The following is a 19,311-nucleotide window of genomic DNA, read 5'->3' on the forward strand; positions in this document are numbered from 1 at the left end:
AACTTGCGCTAAACAGCAGCCGGCAATCTTCGAGGGTCCGTCATGTCCGCAACAGAGAGTGAAATCCAGGCACGCCTGCTCGCCCAGGCCCTGCCTTACATGCAGCGCTACGAGAACAAGACGATCGTCGTCAAATACGGCGGCCACGCCATGGGCAATCCCGAGCTCGGGCGCGCCTTCGCCAGCGATATCGCGCTCCTGAAGCAGTCGGGCGTCAATCCGATCGTCGTGCATGGCGGGGGACCGCAGATCGGCGCCATGCTCAACAAGATGGGCATCGAATCGAAATTCGAGGGCGGGCTTCGCGTCACGGACGAGAAGACCGTCGAGATCGTCGAGATGGTGCTCGCCGGTTCGATCAACAAGGAGATCGTCGCGCTCATCAATCAGACCGGCGAATGGGCAATCGGGCTTTGCGGCAAGGACGGCAACATGGTCTTCGCGGAAAAGGCGCGGAAGACCATCAAGGATCCGGACTCCAATATCGAACGCATACTCGATCTCGGCTTCGTCGGCGAGGTGGTCGAAGTGGACCGCACACTTCTCGACCTCTTGGCGCGCTCGGAAATGATCCCGGTGATCGCCCCCGTCGCTCCCGGCCGCGACGGACATACCTACAACATCAACGCCGATACTTTCGCGGGCGCCATCGCCGGCGCGCTCAACGCGACGCGCCTCCTGTTCCTGACAGATGTTCCCGGTGTTCTCGACAAGCAAGGCAATCTCATCAAGGAGCTTTCGGTCGCCCAGGCGCGCGCGCTTATCGCCGACGGCACCATTTCCGGCGGCATGATCCCGAAGGTCGAAACCTGCATGGAGGCGATCAAGGCGGGCGTGCAGGGCGTCGTCATCCTCAACGGCAAGACCGCCCATTCGGTGCTCTTGGAGATCTTCACCGAGCGCGGCGCCGGCACGCTGATCGTGCCGTAAGGGCGGGCGTCTCCGCCTCTACACACCGCAACTTTGCCCCTAACCCTAACCCTCTCCCCGCGCGCGGGGAGAGGGGACAGAGGCGGCGCGGCATACCCCTTCTCCCCGTGCCAACGGGGAGAAGGTCGCGGCAGCGGGATGAGGGGCAAACCCTCCTGACAGTTACTTCCCGTAGACCTTCTCCGCCTCACCGCGCAGCCAGGCGATCATCGCCCGATACGGGAACGGCCCGTAGCTGACGCGGGCGACTCCGGCGGCGGCAAGCGTTGCAAGGTCCGGCGCGCCGGGCCTCATCATGACATTCACCGGCAGCGGCGACGCGGCGCAAAGCCTGCCGATCAGGTCGACATCGACGAGCCACGGCGCGAAGAAGCCGCTCGCCCCCGCTTCGGCATAGGCTTTGGAGCGGGCGATCGCACCATCCAGCAAATTCGCGTGGCGTGTCGCATCGCTTTCCTGCAGGAACAGGTCGGTGCGGGCATTGATGAAAAGCGGGACGTTCTGGCGTTCCGCCATGTCGCGGATCGCGCGGATGCGAGCCGCCTGTTTGTCGATCGGATGAATCCCGTTTTTGCCGACGACCTGATCCTCGAAATTGATGCCGATCGCGCCGGCGTCGATCAATTGCGCCACATTGGCCGCTCCCTGGGCCGGATCTTCCGAATAGGCGCCCTCGAAGTCGACCGACAGCGGCAGGTCGGTCGCCGCGGCGATCTCGCGGGCGATCTCGACCAGCAGTTGCAGCGGGATCTTCTGCCCGTCGCCGAAACCATGCGCGGCCGCCACCGACCAGCTTCCCGTGGCCAGCGCCTTGGCGCCGGCCTCGGCCACGCAGCGGGCGCTGCCCGCGTCCCATATATTGTAGAGAACGATCGGATCGCCCTTGCGGTGCAGGCCTGCAAAGGCAAGCGCCCTCTCCTCCTGGGTCATCGCATCTCCTCCTTGATTAGACGCCCCGTTCGCCTTGGCCACGTGCGAATCGCCTGAATAGTACCGGTTCGCGGTGCAATGTCGCTATAGGATCACGTTGCGCCGATGCATCAAAGCACGATCAGCATCACCACGCCCAGAACAATCAGGAGGCAACCGGTCAGTTCGAGGCGATTGATCCACTCGCGAAAAACGAAGAAGGACGAGGCGAAGGTGAAAAGCATCTCGACCTGGGCCACCACCTTGACGATCGCGGCCTGCTGCAAGGTCATCGCCGAAAACCAGCCGAAGGAGGCCGAGGCTCCGACAAAGCCGACGACGAAGGCGGGCCTCCATGCGACACCGATCCGCTTCAACTCATCCGGCTCCCGCGCGACGATCCAGAAGAGCATGACGATCGTCTGCAGCAGGATGACGAAGCCGAGGGTGAAACTCGCCTGCATCAGATAATCCGGCGCCGGAAGGCTCGGCGCCAAGGCCAGCGAGGCGGAGCGATAGGAAACGGCCGAGAGACCGAAGAACGTGCCGGAGAGGAGCCCGATCGCGGCCGTCCGGCTGAAGACGGAAGTGAGCAGCGAGCCGGCACTCAGCGTCGTTCGGGCGACGGATATGAGCATGACGCCGACCACCGAGATGGCGATCGCGACCAGCGCGCCGAGGCTTGCCTTCTCGCCCAGGAAGATCAAGCCGAAAAGCGCCGCCTGGGCGGGTTCGGTGCGGGAATAGGCCGTGCCGACGGCGAAGTTGCGGAAGGAGAAGAGATGGACAAGCAGGAAAGTGGCGGCGATCTGCGCCAGTCCGCCGACGAGCGACCAGAAGAAGAATGTGCCGTTCGGAACCGGCAGGTCGTGTCCCGCAACCCGCCACAGTATGCCCAGATACAGGAGCGCGAAGGGCATCCCGAAGCCGAAGCGCACGAAGGTGGCGCCGGTCGTGCCCATGGCGCCCTTCAGGTGCTTCTGCATGGAGGAGCGGATATTCTGCAGAAAGGCTGCGGCGACGGTGATGAGAATCCAGGTTTCCATCTTCGCCGGCTAGCATGCTGAACGGCGACAATCCATGCGCCGGCGAAGCGCGCGTAAAATAAATCCGTTTTCCTCGCCAACGCGCCATGCCATAAGGCGGCCATGAAAAAGCTCGACCGCCTGCCGACCCATGAAGAATTTGCCCATGTCATAGACTGGGTCTTCGATCTCGACAACACGCTCTATCCGCACCACGTCAATCTCTTCGCGCAGATCGACCGCAACATGACGGCCTATGTGGCCGAACTCCTGTCGCTCGAGCCGGCGGAGGCGAAAAAGCTCCAGAAGGAATACTACCGCGATCACGGCACCACGCTCCAGGGCCTGATGATCCATCACGGCATCGATCCGAACGACTTCCTCGAAAGGGCGCATGCGATCGATTACAGCGTGGTACCGGCGAACCCTGAGCTTGGCGAAGCCATCAGGGCCTTGCCTGGGCGCAAGTTCATCTTCACCAATGGCAGCGTCATGCATGCCGAGATGACGGCACGCGCGCTCGGCATTCTCGATCATTTCGACGACATCTTCGACATCGTCGCCGCCGGCTATGTGCCGAAGCCTGCCGGCGATACCTACGACAAGTTCATGAGTCTTCACCGCGTCGACACGCAGCACGCGGCGATGTTCGAGGACCTGCCGCGCAACCTCCTGGTGCCGAAAGCGCTCGGCATGAAGACGGTTCTGCTGGTGCCGCGCAACCTCGAATACGAGTTCGCCGAAGCCTGGGAGACCTCCAGCGACGCGGACGAGCAGATCGACTACGTCACCGAGGACCTGGCAGGCTTCCTGCGTCGGGTGGTGGCAGGGGCGTGATCGGCGACTGAAGAGGGTGCGAATGCCCTCCCCAACCCCTCCCCACAGGTGGGAGGGGCTCGGCGCCCGCCGCGATCACCTGCCCCGTTCGAACCGTCGCGCTGGACGCAACGGCCGTTAGTAAGGGTCGATACGGTGCAGCCGGGAAGCCCCTCCCCCTTGTGGGAGGGGTCTTCGTTATCCTGTGTTACCGCCTGCCAGACGCCATCGGCACCGAGCGCGGATCCACCGTCTCGTAGAAGCGGGCGATGATCTCCCAGGCCTCCTCGGCGGTTTCGACGAAATGCACGAGGTCGAGATCGTTCGGCGCGATGGTGCCGAACTCGGCCAGTGCCTCGAAATTGATGATGGTGCGCCAGAACTTCTCGCCGAAGAGGATCAGAGGCACGAGCGCCAGGCGGCCGGTCTGCATCAGCGTCATGGTCTCGAACAGCTCGTCGAGCGTGCCGAAGCCGCCGGGGAAGACCGCCACCGCCTTGGCGCGCAGCAGGAAATGCATCTTGCGGATGGCGAAATAGTGGAAGTTGAAGGACAGTTCCGGCGTGACGTAGCTGTTCGGCGCCTGCTCGTGCGGCAGGACGATGTTGAGGCCGATCGATGGCGCGCCGGCATCCGCGGCACCGCGATTTCCCGCCTCCATGACGCCCGGACCGCCGCCGGTGACGATCACATATTCCTTGTGACCGAGCTTGGCGGACTGCTCGGAACAGATTCTGGCGAACTTGCGCGCCTCGGTGTAGTAGACCGAGGCCGCCTCCAGGTTCTGGCGCTGCGTCTCGTTCTTGGCCGCCCAGGCCTCGCCGCCCGGCTCCGGAATGCGCGCGCCGCCGAACATCACCACGGTCGAGTTGATGCCGCGCTCCTCGAGCATCATCTCCGTCTTCAAAAGTTCGAGCTGCAGGCGCACCGGCCGCAGTTCCTCGCGGCACAGGAAATCGTCGTCGATATAGGCGAGCCGGTAGGTCGGAGAGGCCGATTGGGGCGTCAGAGGAACAGTCGAGGCGCGCTGCCTGCTTTGCGAGCTGTCTGCGAGCGGATCCCAGACCCCGCCCTTGCGGCGCAAACTGCGCTTCTTCATGCGTCCCATATATCTTCGTCCCGTCGCGTTCCGAACAGCCGGCATCTCGTCCGGACACGTCCATGCATATGTTGCTAAGCCATAAGTGCGTCTCTCTGCCGGAAACGGGAAGGCTTGCCAAGTCCCCCGTTCGGAGAGCGGGCCGAAAAGCCCTTCAACTTTTCAGAGCCAGGTGCCGCGGCGACGCACTTCTTTCAGGCGCGAGCGGTTGGCGGCGCCCTCTGAATTGCCGGCCGATTCCGACCTTAAATCGGTTCCGGTTTGAAGAATTATGCAGTAGAGCTTGCTGGACAACGCCGAACGTTAAGGAATTCCGATGACGAACCACGACCTCGCCTCCCTGTCGCAGACGATCGAGACCGCGTTTGAAGATCGCGAGACCGTCAACACCAGCACACGCGGCGCGATCCGCGATGCGGTCGAGGCGGCGTTGAACCTGCTCGACAGCGGCAAGGTGCGCGTCGCCGAACGCGGCGCCGATGGGGCCTGGACCGTCAACCAGTGGCTCAAGAAGGCCGTGCTCCTCTCCTTTCGGCTGAACCCCATGGAGCTCGTCAAGGGCGGCCCGGGCGAATCCGTCTGGTGGGACAAGGTCCCCTCCAAGTTCGATGGCTGGAGCGTCAACGAATTCGAGAAGGCGGGCTTCCGCGCCGTGCCGAACTGCGTGGTGCGCCGCTCCGCCTATATCGCCCCGAGTGCGGTCCTGATGCCCTCCTTCATCAACCTCGGCGCCTATGTCGGCGAGGGAACGATGGTCGACACCTGGGCGACCGTCGGCTCCTGCGCACAGATCGGCAGGAACGTGCATCTTTCGGGCGGCGTCGGCATCGGCGGGGTGCTTGAACCGATGCAGGCCGGACCGACGATCATCGAGGACAATTGCTTCGTCGGCGCCCGCTCCGAAGTGGTCGAGGGTTGCATCGTCCGCGAAGGTTCCGTCCTCGGCATGGGCGTCTTCATCGGCAAGTCGACGAAGATCGTCGACCGCGCCACGGGCGAAGTCATGTATGGCGAGGTGCCGCCCTACTCGGTCGTCGTCGCCGGCTCCATGCCGTCGGGCTCGACGATGGCAAACGGCCAGCCGGCGCCGAACCTCTATTGCGCCGTCATCGTCAAGCGGGTCGACGAGAAGACGCGCTCCAAGACCGGCATCAACGAGCTGCTCCGGGACTGACCATGGCCGAGGAGGGGCGGCAGCCGAGCATGACCTGGCTGTTCTTCAGCCCGTCCGGCCGGATCGGCCGCCTCCCCTTCTTTCTCTCCTGGTTATTCTGGTGCGTGCTGGGCGGTATCGTCCTGATGCAGATGCTGAAATACGAGGACCAGGACGCGGCACTGGCGCTCTGGACGCTGGCGCTTATAGGCTCCGGCGTTGCCTCGACCGTTTCGATCGCCATGCTGGCGATCAAGCGCCTGCACGATATCGGCTATCCCGGCCCGCTCGCCCTCTGCCTTTTCATCCCGGTGCTAAGCCCTATCGTCTTCATCGCCCTCTGTCTCTGGCCCGGCGTGCAAGGTGCCAACGAATTCGGCATGCGCCGCAACGGCCCGCGGCACTGACCACCCGCCCCTGTACATTCTCTCCGGCAGCGCGTATGTAGCGCCGCAAATGAACAGGGCCGCGACGTTGGCCGCGGCTATCGACGCCTGATGACGACCCGATCCATGGTCCGCTCGTCTGCCGGTGCGACGACCGAAATCCGAAAGACAGAACATGACAGAGTTCGAAGGGATCGCGCCCTCGATCGGCGAGGCGTTGGCGAAACGCGGTTACAACACCCTGACACCGGTTCAAAAGGCGATGCTCGACCCGGCGCTCGAGGGCGCCGACGCGCTTGTGTCCGCTCAGACCGGCTCCGGCAAGACCGTTGCCTTCGGTCTGGCGCTCGGACCGACGCTGCTCGGCCCTGCAAAGCAATTCGATGCGCCTGGCCTGCCGCTGGCGCTCGTCATTGCGCCGACGCGCGAACTGGCGCTGCAGGTCAAGCGCGAGCTCGAATGGCTCTATGAGATCACAGGGGCAACGATCGCCTCCTGCGTCGGCGGCATGGATATCCGCAGCGAACGGCGGGCGCTCGAGCGCGGCGCTCACATCGTCGTCGGAACGCCGGGGCGGATCTGCGACCATGTCCGCCGCGACTCGCTCGACATTTCGGCGTTGCGGGCGGTGGTTCTGGACGAAGCCGACGAGATGCTCGATCTCGGCTTCCGCGAGGACCTGGAATTCATCCTCGAAGCATCGCCGGCCGAGCGCCGCACACTGATGTTCTCGGCGACCGTGCCGCGCTCGATCGCCACCCTTGCCAAGAACTACCAGCGCGACGCCGTGCGCATCGGCGTCGCCTCCGAGCAGAAGCAGCATGGCGACATCGAATACCGCTCGCTCCTCGTCGCCCCGAGCGACCGCGAGAACGCCATCATCAACGTGCTTCGCTATTACGAGGCTCGCAATGCGATCGTCTTCTGCTCGACGCGCGCCGCGGTCAACCACCTGACGGCCCGCTTCAACAATCGCGGCTTCTCGGTCGTGGCGCTTTCGGGCGAGCTCAGCCAGAATGAGCGAAACCACGCGCTCCAGGCGATGCGCGACGGACGCGCCCGGGTCTGCATCGCGACCGACGTGGCAGCGCGCGGCATCGACCTGCCGGGTCTCGAGCTCGTCATCCATGCAGACCTGCCGACCAATTCGGAGACGCTGCTGCACCGCAGCGGCCGCACCGGCCGCGCCGGCCAGAAGGGCGTCAGCGCTCTGATCGTGCCGCTCAATCAGCGGCGGAAAGCGGAGCGACTGCTGGACGGCGCCCGCATCACCGCAGCCTGGGCGAAACCGCCGTCCGCGGACGAGGTGACGCGCCGCGACGAGGAGCGCCTCATTGCCGATGCGGCCTTCGATGAGCCGCTGCGCGACGACGAGCAGGCGATCGTGCATGCGCTGATCGAGCGCCATGGTGCCGAAAAGCTCGCCGCCGCCTTCCTGCGGCAGTTTCGCGCCGGCCGCTCAGCGCCAGAGGAGCTTTCCGACGTCTCCCTTTCCGACGACCGGAAAAAAGCCCGCCGCGACGGCCCGGCCTTAACCGGCGACAACGGCCCCGCGCCGCGCGCCGACTTCACCGACGGGCAATGGTTCTCGCTCTCCGTCGGGCGCAAGCAGAACGCCGAGCCCCGTTGGCTGATCCCGATGCTCTGCCGCCATGGCAAGCTCAGCAAGCGCGACATCGGCGCGATCCGCATGCAGCCCGAGGAAACCTATGTCGAGCTGACGGCCGAAGGCGCCGAGCGCTTCCTCTCCGCGATCGGCCCGAACAGGACGCTGGAAAAGGGCATTCGCGTCAAGTCGCTGCCGGGCGCCCCGGACAGCTCGCGGCCCCGCGACGACAAGCAAGAATTCGCGAGGAAAAGGCCGCGGCCGGCAGAGACTGCGCCGGAGCGTGGCCAAAAAGACTTTCAGCCGAAACGCAAGTTCGAAAAGAAGCCTCCCCTCACGCAGGACGCGCATCCGGAGAAGCGGGACGAAAAGCCCTGGAGCAAGAAGAAGGGGAAGCCTGACGCGCGGAAAACGGCCGGTGACTTCAAGCCGAAGTCCAAGCGCAACAATGCCAAGAACCGGCAGGCCTGACCCACAGCCAAGTTCGTCCTCGGCTTACGCGCCATCGAGCTGCGACTGCGCGATCACCTTCACCACCCAGTCGGCAAAGACCCGCAGCCGGCTGCTCAGATGCCGGTTCGGCGGATAAACCAGATAGACCGGCATCGGATCGACCTGCCAGTCGGTCAGGACGGGGACCATGGTGCCGGCACGAAGGTCGTCGCGAACCATGAAGTGCGGCGCCTGGATGACGCCCATTCCCGCTCGCGCCGCCGCGACATAGGTCGTCGCTTCGTTTGCCGCCACGGTATAGCGGCTATCGACCTCGATCTCCTCGTTCCCCCTGCGGAATTGAAAGCGCATCTGCTGCCCCGACTTCGGCAGGAAGTAGCCGACAGCATAGCAATTCTTCTCAAGGTCGGATGGATGTTGCGGCATAGGGTGCCTCTCGAGGAAGTCACGCGAGGCACAGGTGATGAATTTCATCTCCGTGATGCGCCTGGCGATCAGCGACTGGTCCGTCAAGTTGCCGCCGCGGATGGCGCAATCGACGTTCTCGGCGAGGTAGTCGATCGTACGGTCCGATACGCCGAGATCAATTTGTATCTCCGGGTATTTCGCCTGAAATTCGGGCAATGCCGGAATGATGATCAGATTGGCGAAGGCGCTCGCCGTTTCGACGCGCAGCCGGCCCTTCGGCAGGCTCTGGGCGCTCGACAAACTGCCGTCCAATTCGTCGATATCGGAGAGCAGGCGCGCGGCGCGTTCGTAGTAGAGTGCGCCGTCCGGCGTCACCAGAACCCGCCGCGTGGTGCGATTGAGGAGCTTGGTGCGAAGGTGCGCCTCCAGCCCCTGGATGAGGTTGGTAACGGTCGCCTTCGGCATGTTGAGCGAAGCGGAGGCCCGGGTGAAATTACCGGTCTCCACCACTCGAAGAAACACGCGCATGGCCGTGAGCTGGTCCATTTTCAATAGCCGATTGTTCGAAACTTCGAATAGTGTAATCAAACCCGGCGGACTATTCCAAAGGTAATACAATGGTAGGATGTGATCGTCGCGGGTTGTCCCTCATCTAGGGATTCACCCATTACCGGGGCAAGAGATGGAAACGCATTTTACCGAAGAGACGATGCAGACGGGCCAAGGCTCGTGCCGCGTGCGCGTCTACAAGGGTGCGTCGTTGCTCGCGCCGCCGCCGGTCGTCTTGCATCTGCACGGCGGCAGCTTCACGGGAGATTCGGTCGCAGCCGGAGAGAAGGTCGCCGGTGCCCTTGCGGCTGCCGGTGCCGTCGTCGTCTCGCCGGAATATCCATCGGCCTGCCTCAATCCGTTTCCGGCGGCGCTCGACGCCGCCTACGCCATGCTCGCTTCGATGCGCAGCCGCTGCCCGCAGTTCGCGCACAAGAAATCGCTGCTGTTCGTCGCCGGCGAGGAGGCGGGCGGCAACCTCGCGGCCGGCCTGGCGCTGATGGCGCGGGACCAGTTTCTGACCGATCTCAAGGGGCAGATCCTGCTTTCGCCGCTGCTCGACCCCTGCCTGGCAACGCCATCGTTCCGCAAGTTCTGTCCGCAGAGCTCGGTACAGTCGATCGCCGACGGCTGGCAGCAATATCTCGGCGAAGGCAGCGGCCTGACCCACCCCTACGCGGCGCCCGGTCATTGCACCCGGCTCGGCGGGCTCGTTCCGGCCCTCGTGATTACCAGCGAAGAATGTCCGATGCGCGACGAGGCCAAAGCCTATGCCGAGCGCCTGCGAATTGCCGGTGTTCCGGTGGAGATGCACGTCCTGCCGGGCCGTGCCGCCTGGGTCCCGGCCAATGTCTCGGCCCAGCAAAGCTGGCCCGAACAAGAAGAAATCATATCCGGCATTTTCTCCCGCTTCTTCGAGAAGGCGGGAGCGAAGGCCACACAGAAGTAAGCAGACATTTAACGCCGGCTCCCAACCGGCAAGGAGAGATCATGACGTCGAGCGTTACTCGCCGCGCCCTGTGGGGCGCCGGCCTCAGCATTCTATTGTCCGTCGCCGGCGGAGGAGCCGTCCTTCTCGGCCTCCCGGCGCGCTTCGAAGCGGACGCCGCGACCGAAGCGCCCGCCGCGCCGCCCGCCGTTCCCGTTTCCGTCGCCAAGGCGGAGACGCGCCGGATCACCACCTGGGAAAGCTTCTCCGGCCGGCTCGAGGCGATCGAGCGGGTCGAGATTCGTCCCCGCGTCGGCGGTGCGATCCTCAGTGCCCATTTCCGCGAGGGAGCGCTCGTCGAAAAGGGCGATCTGCTCGTCACCATCGACCCCGAGCCTTATGCGGCCGCCGTCGAGCGGGCCGAGGCGGAGGTCGCGGCCGCCGAAGCGCGGGTGGCACTCGCCAAGACCGAGCTCGACCGCGCCCGCAAGCTGGTCAGCACCAGCGCCATCCCGCAGAGCGGCGTCGACCAGCGGCTCAGCGCCTATGACGAGGCGCAGGCGAATGTCCGTTCAGCCAAGGCGGCGCTGCGCTCCGCCCGCCTTGACCTCGGATATACCGAGGTGCGCGCTCCGATCGCCGGACGCGCCGGCAGGCTCGAGGTGACGGCAGGCAACCTGGTCGCGGCGGGCTCCGCCTCGCCGGTGCTGACCACGCTGGTCTCCGTCGACCCGATCTATGCGAGCTTCAACGTCAGCGAGGAAGTGATTGCAGCCGCGCTCGCCAAGCTTTCCGCTTCGGCCGGTACCGATGCGATCGAGAGCATTCCGGTGCAGATCGGCACGGCCGCCGACGAGGGCACGCCGATCAGCGGCCATATCCAGCTCATCAACAACGAGGTGGATGCGGCGACCGGCACGATCCGCGTCCGCGCGGCGCTCGAAAACACCCGCGGCCGGCTTATCCCGGGCCAGTTCGTCCGCATACGGATCGGCGATCCGTCGCCGGCCGAGAAGCTGGTGATCAGCGACCGCGCCATCGGCTCCGACCAGGACAAGAAATTCGTGCTGGTCGTCGGTTCGGACAACAAGGTGGAATACCGGCAGGTGACCCTCGGGCCGACGGCTGACGGCATGCGGATCGTCGAGAGCGGCCTGAAGCCTGGCGAAAGCATCGTTGTCAATGGCCTGCAGCGCGTGCGCCCCGGCGTCGTCGTCGCTCCGCAGCCGGCCGAACAGGCGACCGCCTCGATCGCAAAACCATAGTCATCAGCGCCCCTGCCTCTCTGAGAAGCAGGGCGGCGTAAAGACAATTCGAATGGCATGCATAGGCGCGCGGCGGAGATTTCCGCCGTGAACGTCCGCCGCTTTGCCTGAAGTTCCCAAGGGGGATCGTTATGAACTTCTCACGCTTTTTCGTCGACCGCCCGGTCTTCGCGGGCGTTCTCTCGGTGCTGATCTTCGTCGCCGGCCTGATCGGCATGACCGGCTTGCCGATTTCCGAATATCCGGAGGTCGTACCGCCACAGATCGTCGTGCGCGCCCAATATCCCGGCGCCAACCCGTCCGTCATCGCCGAAACCGTCGCGACCCCGCTCGAAGAGCAGATCAACGGCGTTGAAGGCATGCTCTACATGCAGAGCCAGGCAACCGCCGACGGCCTGATGACGCTGACCGTCACCTTCGAGCTCGGCACCGACCCGGACCAGGCACAGCAACTGGTGCAGAACCGTGTCTCGCAAGCCGAGCCGCGGCTGCCGGAAGAGGTACGCCGGCTCGGCGTCACGACGGTGAAAAGCTCGCCGGACCTGACGCTCGTCGTGCATCTCATCTCGCCGAACGGCCAATACGACATCAACTATCTGCGCAACTACGGCGTCCTGAACGTCAAGGATAGGCTGGCGCGCGTCGAGGGCGTCGGCCAGGTGCAGATCTTCGGCGGCGGCGACTATTCGATGCGCGTCTGGATCGATCCGGAGAAGGCCGCCGAGCGCGGGCTTGCCGCCAGTGACATCGCCAGTGCGATCCGCGGACAGAACGTCCAGGCGGCCGCCGGCGTCATCGGCGCCTCGCCGTCCGTCGCCGGCCTCGACCTGCAGCTCTCCGTCAACGCGCAAGGGCGGCTCAGGACGCCGGAGGACTTTGCAGAGATCGTCGTCAAGTCCGGCGCCAGTGGCGAGATCACCCGCCTCGGCGACGTCGCGCGCGTCGAGATGGGCGCCGCGGACTATTCGCTGCGATCGCTGCTCGACAACAAGGCCGCCGTCGGCATGGGCGTCTTCCAGGCACCCGGATCGAACGCCATCCAGATCTCCGAGAACGTCCACAAGGCGATGGCCGAGCTGAAGCAGACGATGCCGGAAGGCGTCGACTACGAGATCGTCTATGACACGACGCAGTTCGTCCGCGCGTCGATCGAATCGGTCGTGCATACGCTGCTCGAAGCGATCGCGCTCGTCGTCCTCGTTGTCATCGTCTTCCTGCAGACCTGGCGCGCCTCGATCATCCCGCTCGTCGCGGTTCCCGTCTCGATCGTCGGCACCTTCGCGGTCATGTATGTCTTCGGTTTCTCGATCAATGCGCTGAGCCTCTTCGGCCTGGTGCTGGCGATCGGTATCGTCGTCGACGACGCGATCGTCGTCGTGGAAAACGTCGAACGCAACATCGCGCAGGGCCTTTCGCCGGTGCAGGCGACTTATCGCGCCATGCAGGAAGTCTCCGGGCCGATCATCGCGATCGCCCTGGTGCTCGTCGCCGTCTTTGTGCCGCTTGCCTTCATCACCGGGCTCACCGGCCAGTTCTACCGCCAGTTCGCGCTCACCATCGCGATATCGACGGTGATCTCGGCCTTCAACTCGCTGACGCTGTCGCCGGCGCTGGCCGCCCTTCTACTGAAGGACCATCACGCGCCGAAGGACCGCCTGACGCGGATCATGGACGCGTTGTTCGGCTGGTTCTTCCGCGGCTTCAACCGCTTCTTCGGGGCGAGCTCGGAAGCCTATGGCCGCGGCGTCGGTGGCATCCTGACGCGCAAGTCGCTGATCATGGGCCTCTATGTGATCCTCCTCGGCGTCACCTTCGCGCTGTTCCGCTCCGTCCCCGGCGGCTTCGTGCCGGCCCAGGACAAGCAATATCTGATCGGTTTCGCGCAATTGCCGGATGCGGCGACGCTTGACCGCTCGGAGGACGTCATCCGGCGGATGAGCGACATCGCGCTGAAGCATCCGGGCGTCGAGCACGCCATCGCCTTCCCGGGCCTGTCGATCAACGGTTTCACCAACTCGTCCAATTCCGGCATCGTCTTCGTGTCGCTGAAGCCGTTCGAGGAACGCACGACACCGGAACTCTCGGGCGGCGCGATCGCCATGCAGCTCAACCAGGAGTTCGGCGCGATCCAGGATGCCTTCATCGCCATGTTCCCGCCGCCGCCCGTGCAGGGCCTCGGCACGACGGGCGGCTTCAAGCTGCAGATCGAGGACAAGAACGGCCTCGGCTACCGGGCGCTCGACGATGCGGCCAAGGCCTTCCTGGCACAGGCCGCCCAGACGCCGGAGCTGGCCGGACTCTATTCGAGCTACCAGATCAACGTGCCGCAGCTCTATGCCGACCTCGACCGCGTCAAGGCGCGCCAGCTCGGCGTGGCGGTCACCGACGTTTTCGAGACGCTGCAGATCTATCTCGGCTCGCTTTACGTCAACGACTTCAACGCCTTCGGCCGCACCTACAGCGTTCGCATCCAGGCCGATGCGAACTATCGCAGCCATGCCGACGATATCGGCAAGCTGAAGGTCCGTTCGCAATCGGGCGAGATGATCCCGCTCTCGGCGCTCTTGAAGGTCGAGCAGACGGTCGGCGCAGAGCGGGCGATCCGCTACAACGGCTTCCTCGCCGCCGACATCAATGGCGGGCCGGCACCGGGCTTTTCCTCCGGCCAGGCACAGGAGGCAATAGAGCGGATCGCCGCCGAGACGCTGCCGCCCGGCATCAGCTACGAATGGACGGACCTGACCTACCAGCAGATCCTTGCCGGCAATTCGGGCGTGCTGATCTTCCCGCTGGCGCTGCTGCTCGTCTATCTGGTGCTGGCGGCCCAGTATGAGAGCCTGCTCTTACCGATCTCGATCATCCTGATCGTGCCGATGGGCATCATGGCGGCGCTGACCGGCGTGTGGTTGACGGGTGGCGACAACAACGTCTTCACGCAGATCGGCCTGATCGTGCTTGTCGGCCTTTCGGCGAAGAACGCGATCCTGATCGTCGAGTTCGCCCGCGAGCTCGAACTGTCCGGCAGCACGCCAGTGAAGGCCGCGATCGAGGCGAGCCGGCTTCGCCTCAGGCCGATCCTGATGACCTCGATGGCCTTCATCATGGGCGTCGTGCCGCTCGTCACCTCGACAGGCGCCGGTGCGGAAATGCGCTCGGCCATGGGCGTCGCGGTCTTTGCCGGGATGATCGGAGTCACCGCCTTCGGCATCTTCATGACGCCGGTCTTCTACGTGCTGATCCGCAAGCTCTCCGGCGAGCGGCCACTGAAGCACGCGGGGGGCCATATCGAGGCGCCGCATCTCGCCCCCGGCGAATAGCCATCCTGCCGGAACAAGCATCCCGGGCCGGACCACCATCCGGCCCGTTCTCGTTTCGGCATACGTGCCGGCCCGATCGGGCGTGACAGTTGGGGATCGATCGGATAAACCAGCAATCTCAGTTCCTTGGCCCAACGGCTCGCAGGCAATCCGCTAGATGTTCCCCACCGATCCTGTCTCCAATCTCGCCGCCCTTATCCGCTGCCCCTCGGTCACACCGGCCGAAGGCGGCGCGCTCACCGCCCTCGAGACGATGCTGGCGCCGCTCGGCTTCACGGTCGATCGGATCGTGGCGAAGGCGCCGGGCACGCCGGATATCGAGAACCTCTATGCCCGGCTCGGAACCGAAGCTCCGCACCTGATGTTCGCCGGCCACACGGATGTCGTGCCGGTCGGCGACGAGTCCGCCTGGACTCACCCGCCCTTCTCCGCCGCGATCGCCGGCGGCGAAATGTACGGGCGCGGCGCGGTCGACATGAAGGGCGGCATCGCCTGCTTCGTCGCGGCCGTCGCCCGCCATGTCGAAAAACACGGCCGGCCGAAGGGCTCGATCTCCTTCCTCATCACCGGCGACGAGGAAGGCCCGGCGATCAACGGCACGGTGAAGCTTCTCGAATGGGCCGCCCATAAAGGGGAGCGCTGGGATGCCTGCCTGGTCGGCGAGCCGACCAATCCGGATCAACTGGGCGGCATGATCAAGATCGGCCGGCGCGGTTCGCTTTCCGGCCGGATTACCGTGCATGGCGTCCAGGGCCACGCCGCCTATCCGCACCTCGCCGACAATCCGGTGCGCGGCATTCTGCAGCTGACGCAAGCGCTGATGGACCCTCCCTTCGACGATGGCACCGAGAACTTCCAGCCGTCCAACCTGGAGGTGACGACGATCGACGTCGGCAATGCCGCCGTCAACGTCATTCCGGCCAAGGCCGGCGCCGCCTTCAACATCCGCTTCAACGATCGCTGGACGGCCGAAAGCCTGAAGGCGGAGATCGTCGCCCGCCTCGACCGCGCCGCGATGAATGGTACCCTCCGGCCCGGCCGTGAGCCCGTGAAATACGACATCGTCTGGAGCGAGCGGCCGAGCCACGTCTTCCTGACGCGCAACAATGCGCTGATCGATTCTCTTTCCGGCGCCGTCGAGGCCATCACGGGCCGCCAGCCGAAGCTTTCGACCACGGGCGGCACGTCGGACGCGCGCTTCATCAAGGATTATTGTCCGGTGGTCGAATTCGGGCTTGTCGGTCGGACGATGCACATGGTGGACGAGCGCGTCGCGCTGGCCGATCTCGAGACCTTGACCGACATCTATGAAACCTTCGTCGCCCGCTGGTTCGGCCATGCCGCTGCTTGATGAGGTTCTCGCCTATATCAAGGGGCTCTGGCTGCTGATCCAGGGCAACCGCGAAGGCTATCAATGGCTGGACATCAGCGAAGTCGGCCTGTGGCGTTCCTTCGCGGCGATCCTCTGGTCGCTGCCGGCCATGGCCGTGTCCTGGGCGTCCTGGCGCCTCTATTATCTTTCGGCGATGCCGAGCGGCACGTCGGTCGGCTTCGGCTTTTTCCTCAAACTGCTCGTCATCGATGTCGTCAGCTGGCTGCTGCCGATCGTGCTGGTCGCCGCCCTCTCGCGCCCCCTTGGATTCAGCGCGCTGGTGGTGCCGGTGATTGTCACCACGAACTGGCTTTCGGTGCCGCTTTCCTATGCCATGGCAATTCCGGCCGCGATCCTGCTGCTTGCTCGCGGAGGTCATCAGTTCACCGCTCTCTTGTCCCTGATCGTCCTTCTTGCCGGCGTCGCCTTGCTCTTCCGGCTGCTGCGCACGATAACCGGCAACCAGAACCTGCTCGCCTCCGCGCTGACGGCCCTTTACCTGCTACCGTCGATGATGCTCGCGCAGTACCTGCAGAACTTATTCGGCTTGATGCCGACGTGACAAAGTCCGGCGCCTGGGGGGCCACCAGCTGTCACCCCCCGATTTCCGCCGTTGCAATCCTTCTGGTGCCCGCTCTAGTAATCCACCTGCATGAAGAAAAGGCCTTCCGGCGGGGCGACGGGACCGCAGGCCTTGCGGTCGCGGGCCTGAAGTGCCGCCTTGAGGTCGTCCGGCGCCCACTTGCCTTCGCCGACGAGCTTCAATGAGCCGGCGAAGGAGCGGATCTGATTGTGCAGGAAGCTCTGCGCCGTCGCCCGGATCTCGATCAGCTCGCCGCCGCGCGTCACGTCGAGCCGATCGATGGTGCGCAGCGGGCTGGTCGCCTGGCAATGGGCGGAGCGAAACGTCGTGAAATCGTGATGGCCGACGAGGTGTTGCGCCGCTTCGTGCATCGCCGCGTGGTCGAGCGTCTTCGGCACCCACCATGCACGCCGCGCCTCGAGCGCCAACGGCGAGCGGCGGGAGATGATCCGATAGAGGTAGTGCCTGCGGACGGCTGAAAAGCGCGCGTCGAACTCCGGCGGCGCTTCCGCCGCTTCGAGGATCGAGACCCGCTCGGCGGCAAGCGTCAGGTGGGCGTTCAGCGCATTGCGCAGCGTATGCGGCTTCCATTCGCGCGCCAGGTCGAGATGCGCCACCTGACCCATGGCATGAACGCCGGAATCGGTACGGCCCGCGCCGCGGATCGACACGGTCTCGCCGGTCAAGGACAGCACCGCCTTCTCAATCGCCCCTTGCACGGAGGGGCCGTTCTCCTGCCGCTGCCAACCGACATAATCGGAGCCGTCATATTCGACGGTCAGTCGATAGCGTGGCATCAGGAAATCCTCGTGCCGGCGGCGATCGGCGTGCCGCGCAGGAAGTCGGCCGTGTCAAGCGCCTTGCCGCCCGCCCGCTGCAATCGCGTCGGCCGCACCGCGCCGTCGCCGCAGGCGATCGTCAAGCCGTCGTCCAGGATCGTGCCGGGCGCACCGGCCCCTTCGGCACGCTCCGACCCCAGCACCTTGATCCGCTCCATCCGCCCGGCGATCTCGACTTCGAACCAGGCACCCGGAAAGGGCGAAAGACCGCGGATATGGTTGTGAACGTCGGCCGCCGGCCGGGTGAAATCGATGCGCGTCTCGTCCTTGCTGATCTTGGCGGCGTAGACGACGCCTTCCTCGGGCTGCGGCGTCAGCGTCAGTTCGCCCATCTCGAGCTGCACCATCGCCTCCTTCATGAGCGCCGCCCCGACATGCATCAGCTTGTCGTGCAACTCGCCGGCCGTCATCGTCCCGCCGATCGGAACGCGTTTCGTGAGGGCGACGGGGCCGGTATCGAGCCCCCTGTCCATCTTCATCACCATCATGCCGGTTTCGGGGTCACCGGCCATGATCGCCCGCTGGATCGGTGCCGCGCCACGCCAGCGCGGCAGCAGCGAGGCATGGCCGTTATAGCAGCCGTAGCGGGTGCCGGAGAGGATGTCCTCCGGCAGCAGCAGGCCATAGGCGACGACGACTGCGACATCGGCATCGAAATCGCGGAAGGTCTGCCGATCCGGCACATCCTTGAAGTTGACGGGCGTCAACACCGGAACGCCGAGAAGTTCGGCCGCCTGATGCACCGGCGACTTCTTGAGATCGAGGCCGCGCCGGCCGCCGGGCCGCGGCGGCTGCGTATAGACGGCTGCGATCTCGTGCCCGGCGTCGACGAGGGCGGAGAGCGTCGGCACGGAGAATTCCGGTGTGCCCATGAAGATGATGCGAAGCGGCAAGGCGGTGAACTCCGTCTTTCTTCACAGCGCCGCGCGCCTTATGAGGCGCGCAAAGGTCGCTGTGGCACTTTGAATTGCTGCATGTCTTTATCCTTAAATCGAAGGCGATTTAAGGAGACATGCAGTTCGCCCGAAACAGGGCAGCGGCTCCGATTCAAGCGCCAGTCAGCGAGGGGCGCGCGACAATCAAATTGCCTTGGCGCCGCGTGTCTTGGCTGCCTTGGTGAACTTGCGGACCACCATGTCGCGCTTGAGCTTGGAGATATAGTCGATGAACAGGACGCCGTTCAGATGGTCGATCTCGTGCTGCAGGCAGGTGGCAAGCAGGCCCTCGGCCTCGACCGCCTGCTCCTTGCCATCGCGGTCGCGATATTCGACGGTGATGGCAGCCGGCCGCTCGACCTCCGCATAGTAGTCCGGGATCGACAGGCAGCCTTCCTCGTAGACCGAGCGCTCCTCGGAGGATTTCACGATCTTCGGGTTGATGAAGACAAGCGGCTTCTTTTCCTCGCCTTCCTTCGAGACGTCGAGAACCAGGAGGCGCTTCGGCACGCCGATCTGGATCGCCGCGAGACCGATGCCGGGGGCGTCATACATCGTTTCGAGCATGTCGTCGGCAAGGCGACGAACGTCGTCGTCTATCGTCTCGAACGGCGTCGATACCTGGCGCAGGAGGGGATCGGGAAGGATGATGAGCGGCTTGATCGTCATGCTGCTCCCATAGCCGATCTTTCAGCCCTGGCGCAAGAAAATTGCCGATCGGAAGCACCGGCAGTCTGT

17 protein-coding genes are annotated in these 19,311 nt (G+C 64.7%); 10 read left to right on the forward strand and 7 right to left on the reverse strand.

Going from position 1 to position 19,311, the window contains the following annotated elements:
* The first annotated feature begins 42 nt into the window (after window positions 1-42).
* Window positions 43-930: an acetylglutamate kinase gene (gene argB, locus AU381_RS09795; protein ID WP_064241516.1), complete on the forward strand. Its 888-nt coding sequence runs from the start codon at window positions 43-45 to the stop codon at window positions 928-930.
* A gap of 162 nt (window positions 931-1,092) precedes the next feature.
* Here the strand turns inward: argB and AU381_RS09800 are convergent, their stop codons facing one another.
* Entirely contained in the window at window positions 1,093-1,860 is a 768-nt protein-coding gene (locus AU381_RS09800; protein WP_064241517.1) for an isocitrate lyase/PEP mutase family protein, read from the reverse strand.
* A 110-nt stretch (window positions 1,861-1,970) separates the two neighbouring features.
* On the reverse strand, window positions 1,971-2,885 hold the full coding sequence (locus AU381_RS09805; protein WP_064241518.1) for a DMT family transporter: 915 nt from the start codon (window positions 2,883-2,885) through the stop codon (window positions 1,971-1,973).
* Between the two features lie 102 nt (window positions 2,886-2,987).
* Here AU381_RS09805 and AU381_RS09810 point away from each other — a divergent pair, with 102 nt between their 5' ends.
* Window positions 2,988-3,701: a pyrimidine 5'-nucleotidase gene (locus AU381_RS09810; protein ID WP_064241519.1), complete on the forward strand. Its 714-nt coding sequence runs from the start codon at window positions 2,988-2,990 to the stop codon at window positions 3,699-3,701.
* Between the two features lie 187 nt (window positions 3,702-3,888).
* Here the strand turns inward: AU381_RS09810 and AU381_RS09815 are convergent, their stop codons facing one another.
* Complete coding sequence (locus AU381_RS09815; protein WP_064241520.1) at window positions 3,889-4,788, reverse strand: LOG family protein; 900 nt, start codon at window positions 4,786-4,788, stop codon at window positions 3,889-3,891.
* A 307-nt stretch (window positions 4,789-5,095) separates the two neighbouring features.
* On the opposite strand from AU381_RS09815, the gene dapD reads away from it, so the two are divergent.
* The 3 genes from dapD to AU381_RS09830 all read left to right on the forward strand — a co-directional run bounded on the left by dapD (window position 5,096) and on the right by AU381_RS09830 (window position 8,395).
* Complete coding sequence (gene dapD / locus AU381_RS09820) at window positions 5,096-5,953, forward strand: 2,3,4,5-tetrahydropyridine-2,6-dicarboxylate N-succinyltransferase (RefSeq protein ID WP_064241521.1); 858 nt, start codon at window positions 5,096-5,098, stop codon at window positions 5,951-5,953.
* Window positions 5,954-5,955: 2 nt separating this feature from the next.
* A complete protein-coding gene (locus AU381_RS09825) occupies window positions 5,956-6,339 on the forward strand; it encodes a DUF805 domain-containing protein (RefSeq protein WP_064241522.1) in 384 nt (127 codons plus the stop codon).
* Window positions 6,340-6,493: 154 nt separating this feature from the next.
* Window positions 6,494-8,395, forward strand: a complete 1,902-nt coding sequence (locus tag AU381_RS09830) for a DEAD/DEAH box helicase (protein WP_064241523.1) — start codon at window positions 6,494-6,496, stop codon at window positions 8,393-8,395.
* A 24-nt stretch (window positions 8,396-8,419) separates the two neighbouring features.
* On the opposite strand, the gene AU381_RS09835 is transcribed toward AU381_RS09830, so the two are convergent.
* On the reverse strand, window positions 8,420-9,331 hold the full coding sequence (locus AU381_RS09835; RefSeq protein WP_064241524.1) for a LysR family transcriptional regulator: 912 nt from the start codon (window positions 9,329-9,331) through the stop codon (window positions 8,420-8,422).
* Between the two features lie 136 nt (window positions 9,332-9,467).
* On the opposite strand from AU381_RS09835, the gene AU381_RS09840 reads away from it, so the two are divergent.
* From AU381_RS09840 to AU381_RS09860, 5 genes are all read left to right on the forward strand, one after another.
* Window positions 9,468-10,283 (forward strand): alpha/beta hydrolase, encoded by an 816-nt coding sequence (locus tag AU381_RS09840; protein ID WP_064241525.1) that lies wholly within the window; start codon window positions 9,468-9,470, stop codon window positions 10,281-10,283.
* A 41-nt stretch (window positions 10,284-10,324) separates the two neighbouring features.
* Window positions 10,325-11,527: an efflux RND transporter periplasmic adaptor subunit gene (locus AU381_RS09845; RefSeq protein ID WP_064241526.1), complete on the forward strand. Its 1,203-nt coding sequence runs from the start codon at window positions 10,325-10,327 to the stop codon at window positions 11,525-11,527.
* A gap of 131 nt (window positions 11,528-11,658) precedes the next feature.
* Window positions 11,659-14,844 (forward strand): efflux RND transporter permease subunit, encoded by a 3,186-nt coding sequence (locus AU381_RS09850; protein ID WP_064241527.1) that lies wholly within the window; start codon window positions 11,659-11,661, stop codon window positions 14,842-14,844.
* Window positions 14,845-15,001: 157 nt separating this feature from the next.
* Complete coding sequence (gene dapE, locus AU381_RS09855; RefSeq protein ID WP_064241528.1) at window positions 15,002-16,195, forward strand: succinyl-diaminopimelate desuccinylase; 1,194 nt, start codon at window positions 15,002-15,004, stop codon at window positions 16,193-16,195.
* On the forward strand, window positions 16,182-16,778 hold the full coding sequence (locus AU381_RS09860; protein WP_064241529.1) for a hypothetical protein: 597 nt from the start codon (window positions 16,182-16,184) through the stop codon (window positions 16,776-16,778). The genes dapE and AU381_RS09860 overlap by 14 nt, the downstream gene beginning before the upstream one ends.
* Window positions 16,779-16,852: 74 nt before the next feature.
* On the opposite strand, the gene truA is transcribed toward AU381_RS09860, so the two are convergent.
* The 3 genes from truA to def form a co-directional block, all read right to left on the reverse strand.
* On the reverse strand, window positions 16,853-17,596 hold the full coding sequence (gene truA, locus AU381_RS09865) for a tRNA pseudouridine(38-40) synthase TruA (RefSeq protein WP_064241530.1): 744 nt from the start codon (window positions 17,594-17,596) through the stop codon (window positions 16,853-16,855).
* Window positions 17,596-18,531 carry a methionyl-tRNA formyltransferase gene (gene fmt, locus AU381_RS09870; RefSeq protein WP_064241531.1) on the reverse strand — a complete coding sequence of 312 codons (936 nt, stop codon included), beginning with the start codon at window positions 18,529-18,531 and terminating at the stop codon, window positions 17,596-17,598. Before fmt ends, truA begins: the two co-directional genes overlap by 1 nt.
* 186 nt (window positions 18,532-18,717) lie before the next feature.
* The gene (gene def, locus AU381_RS09875) at window positions 18,718-19,242 is read right to left on the reverse strand and encodes a peptide deformylase (protein WP_064241532.1); all 525 of its coding nucleotides are present in this window, start codon (window positions 19,240-19,242) and stop codon (window positions 18,718-18,720) included.
* Window positions 19,243-19,311 lie beyond the last annotated feature (69 nt).

The organism is Sinorhizobium glycinis (genome assembly GCF_001651865.1).
Classification (GTDB): Bacteria; Pseudomonadota; Alphaproteobacteria; order Rhizobiales; family Rhizobiaceae; genus Sinorhizobium; species Sinorhizobium glycinis.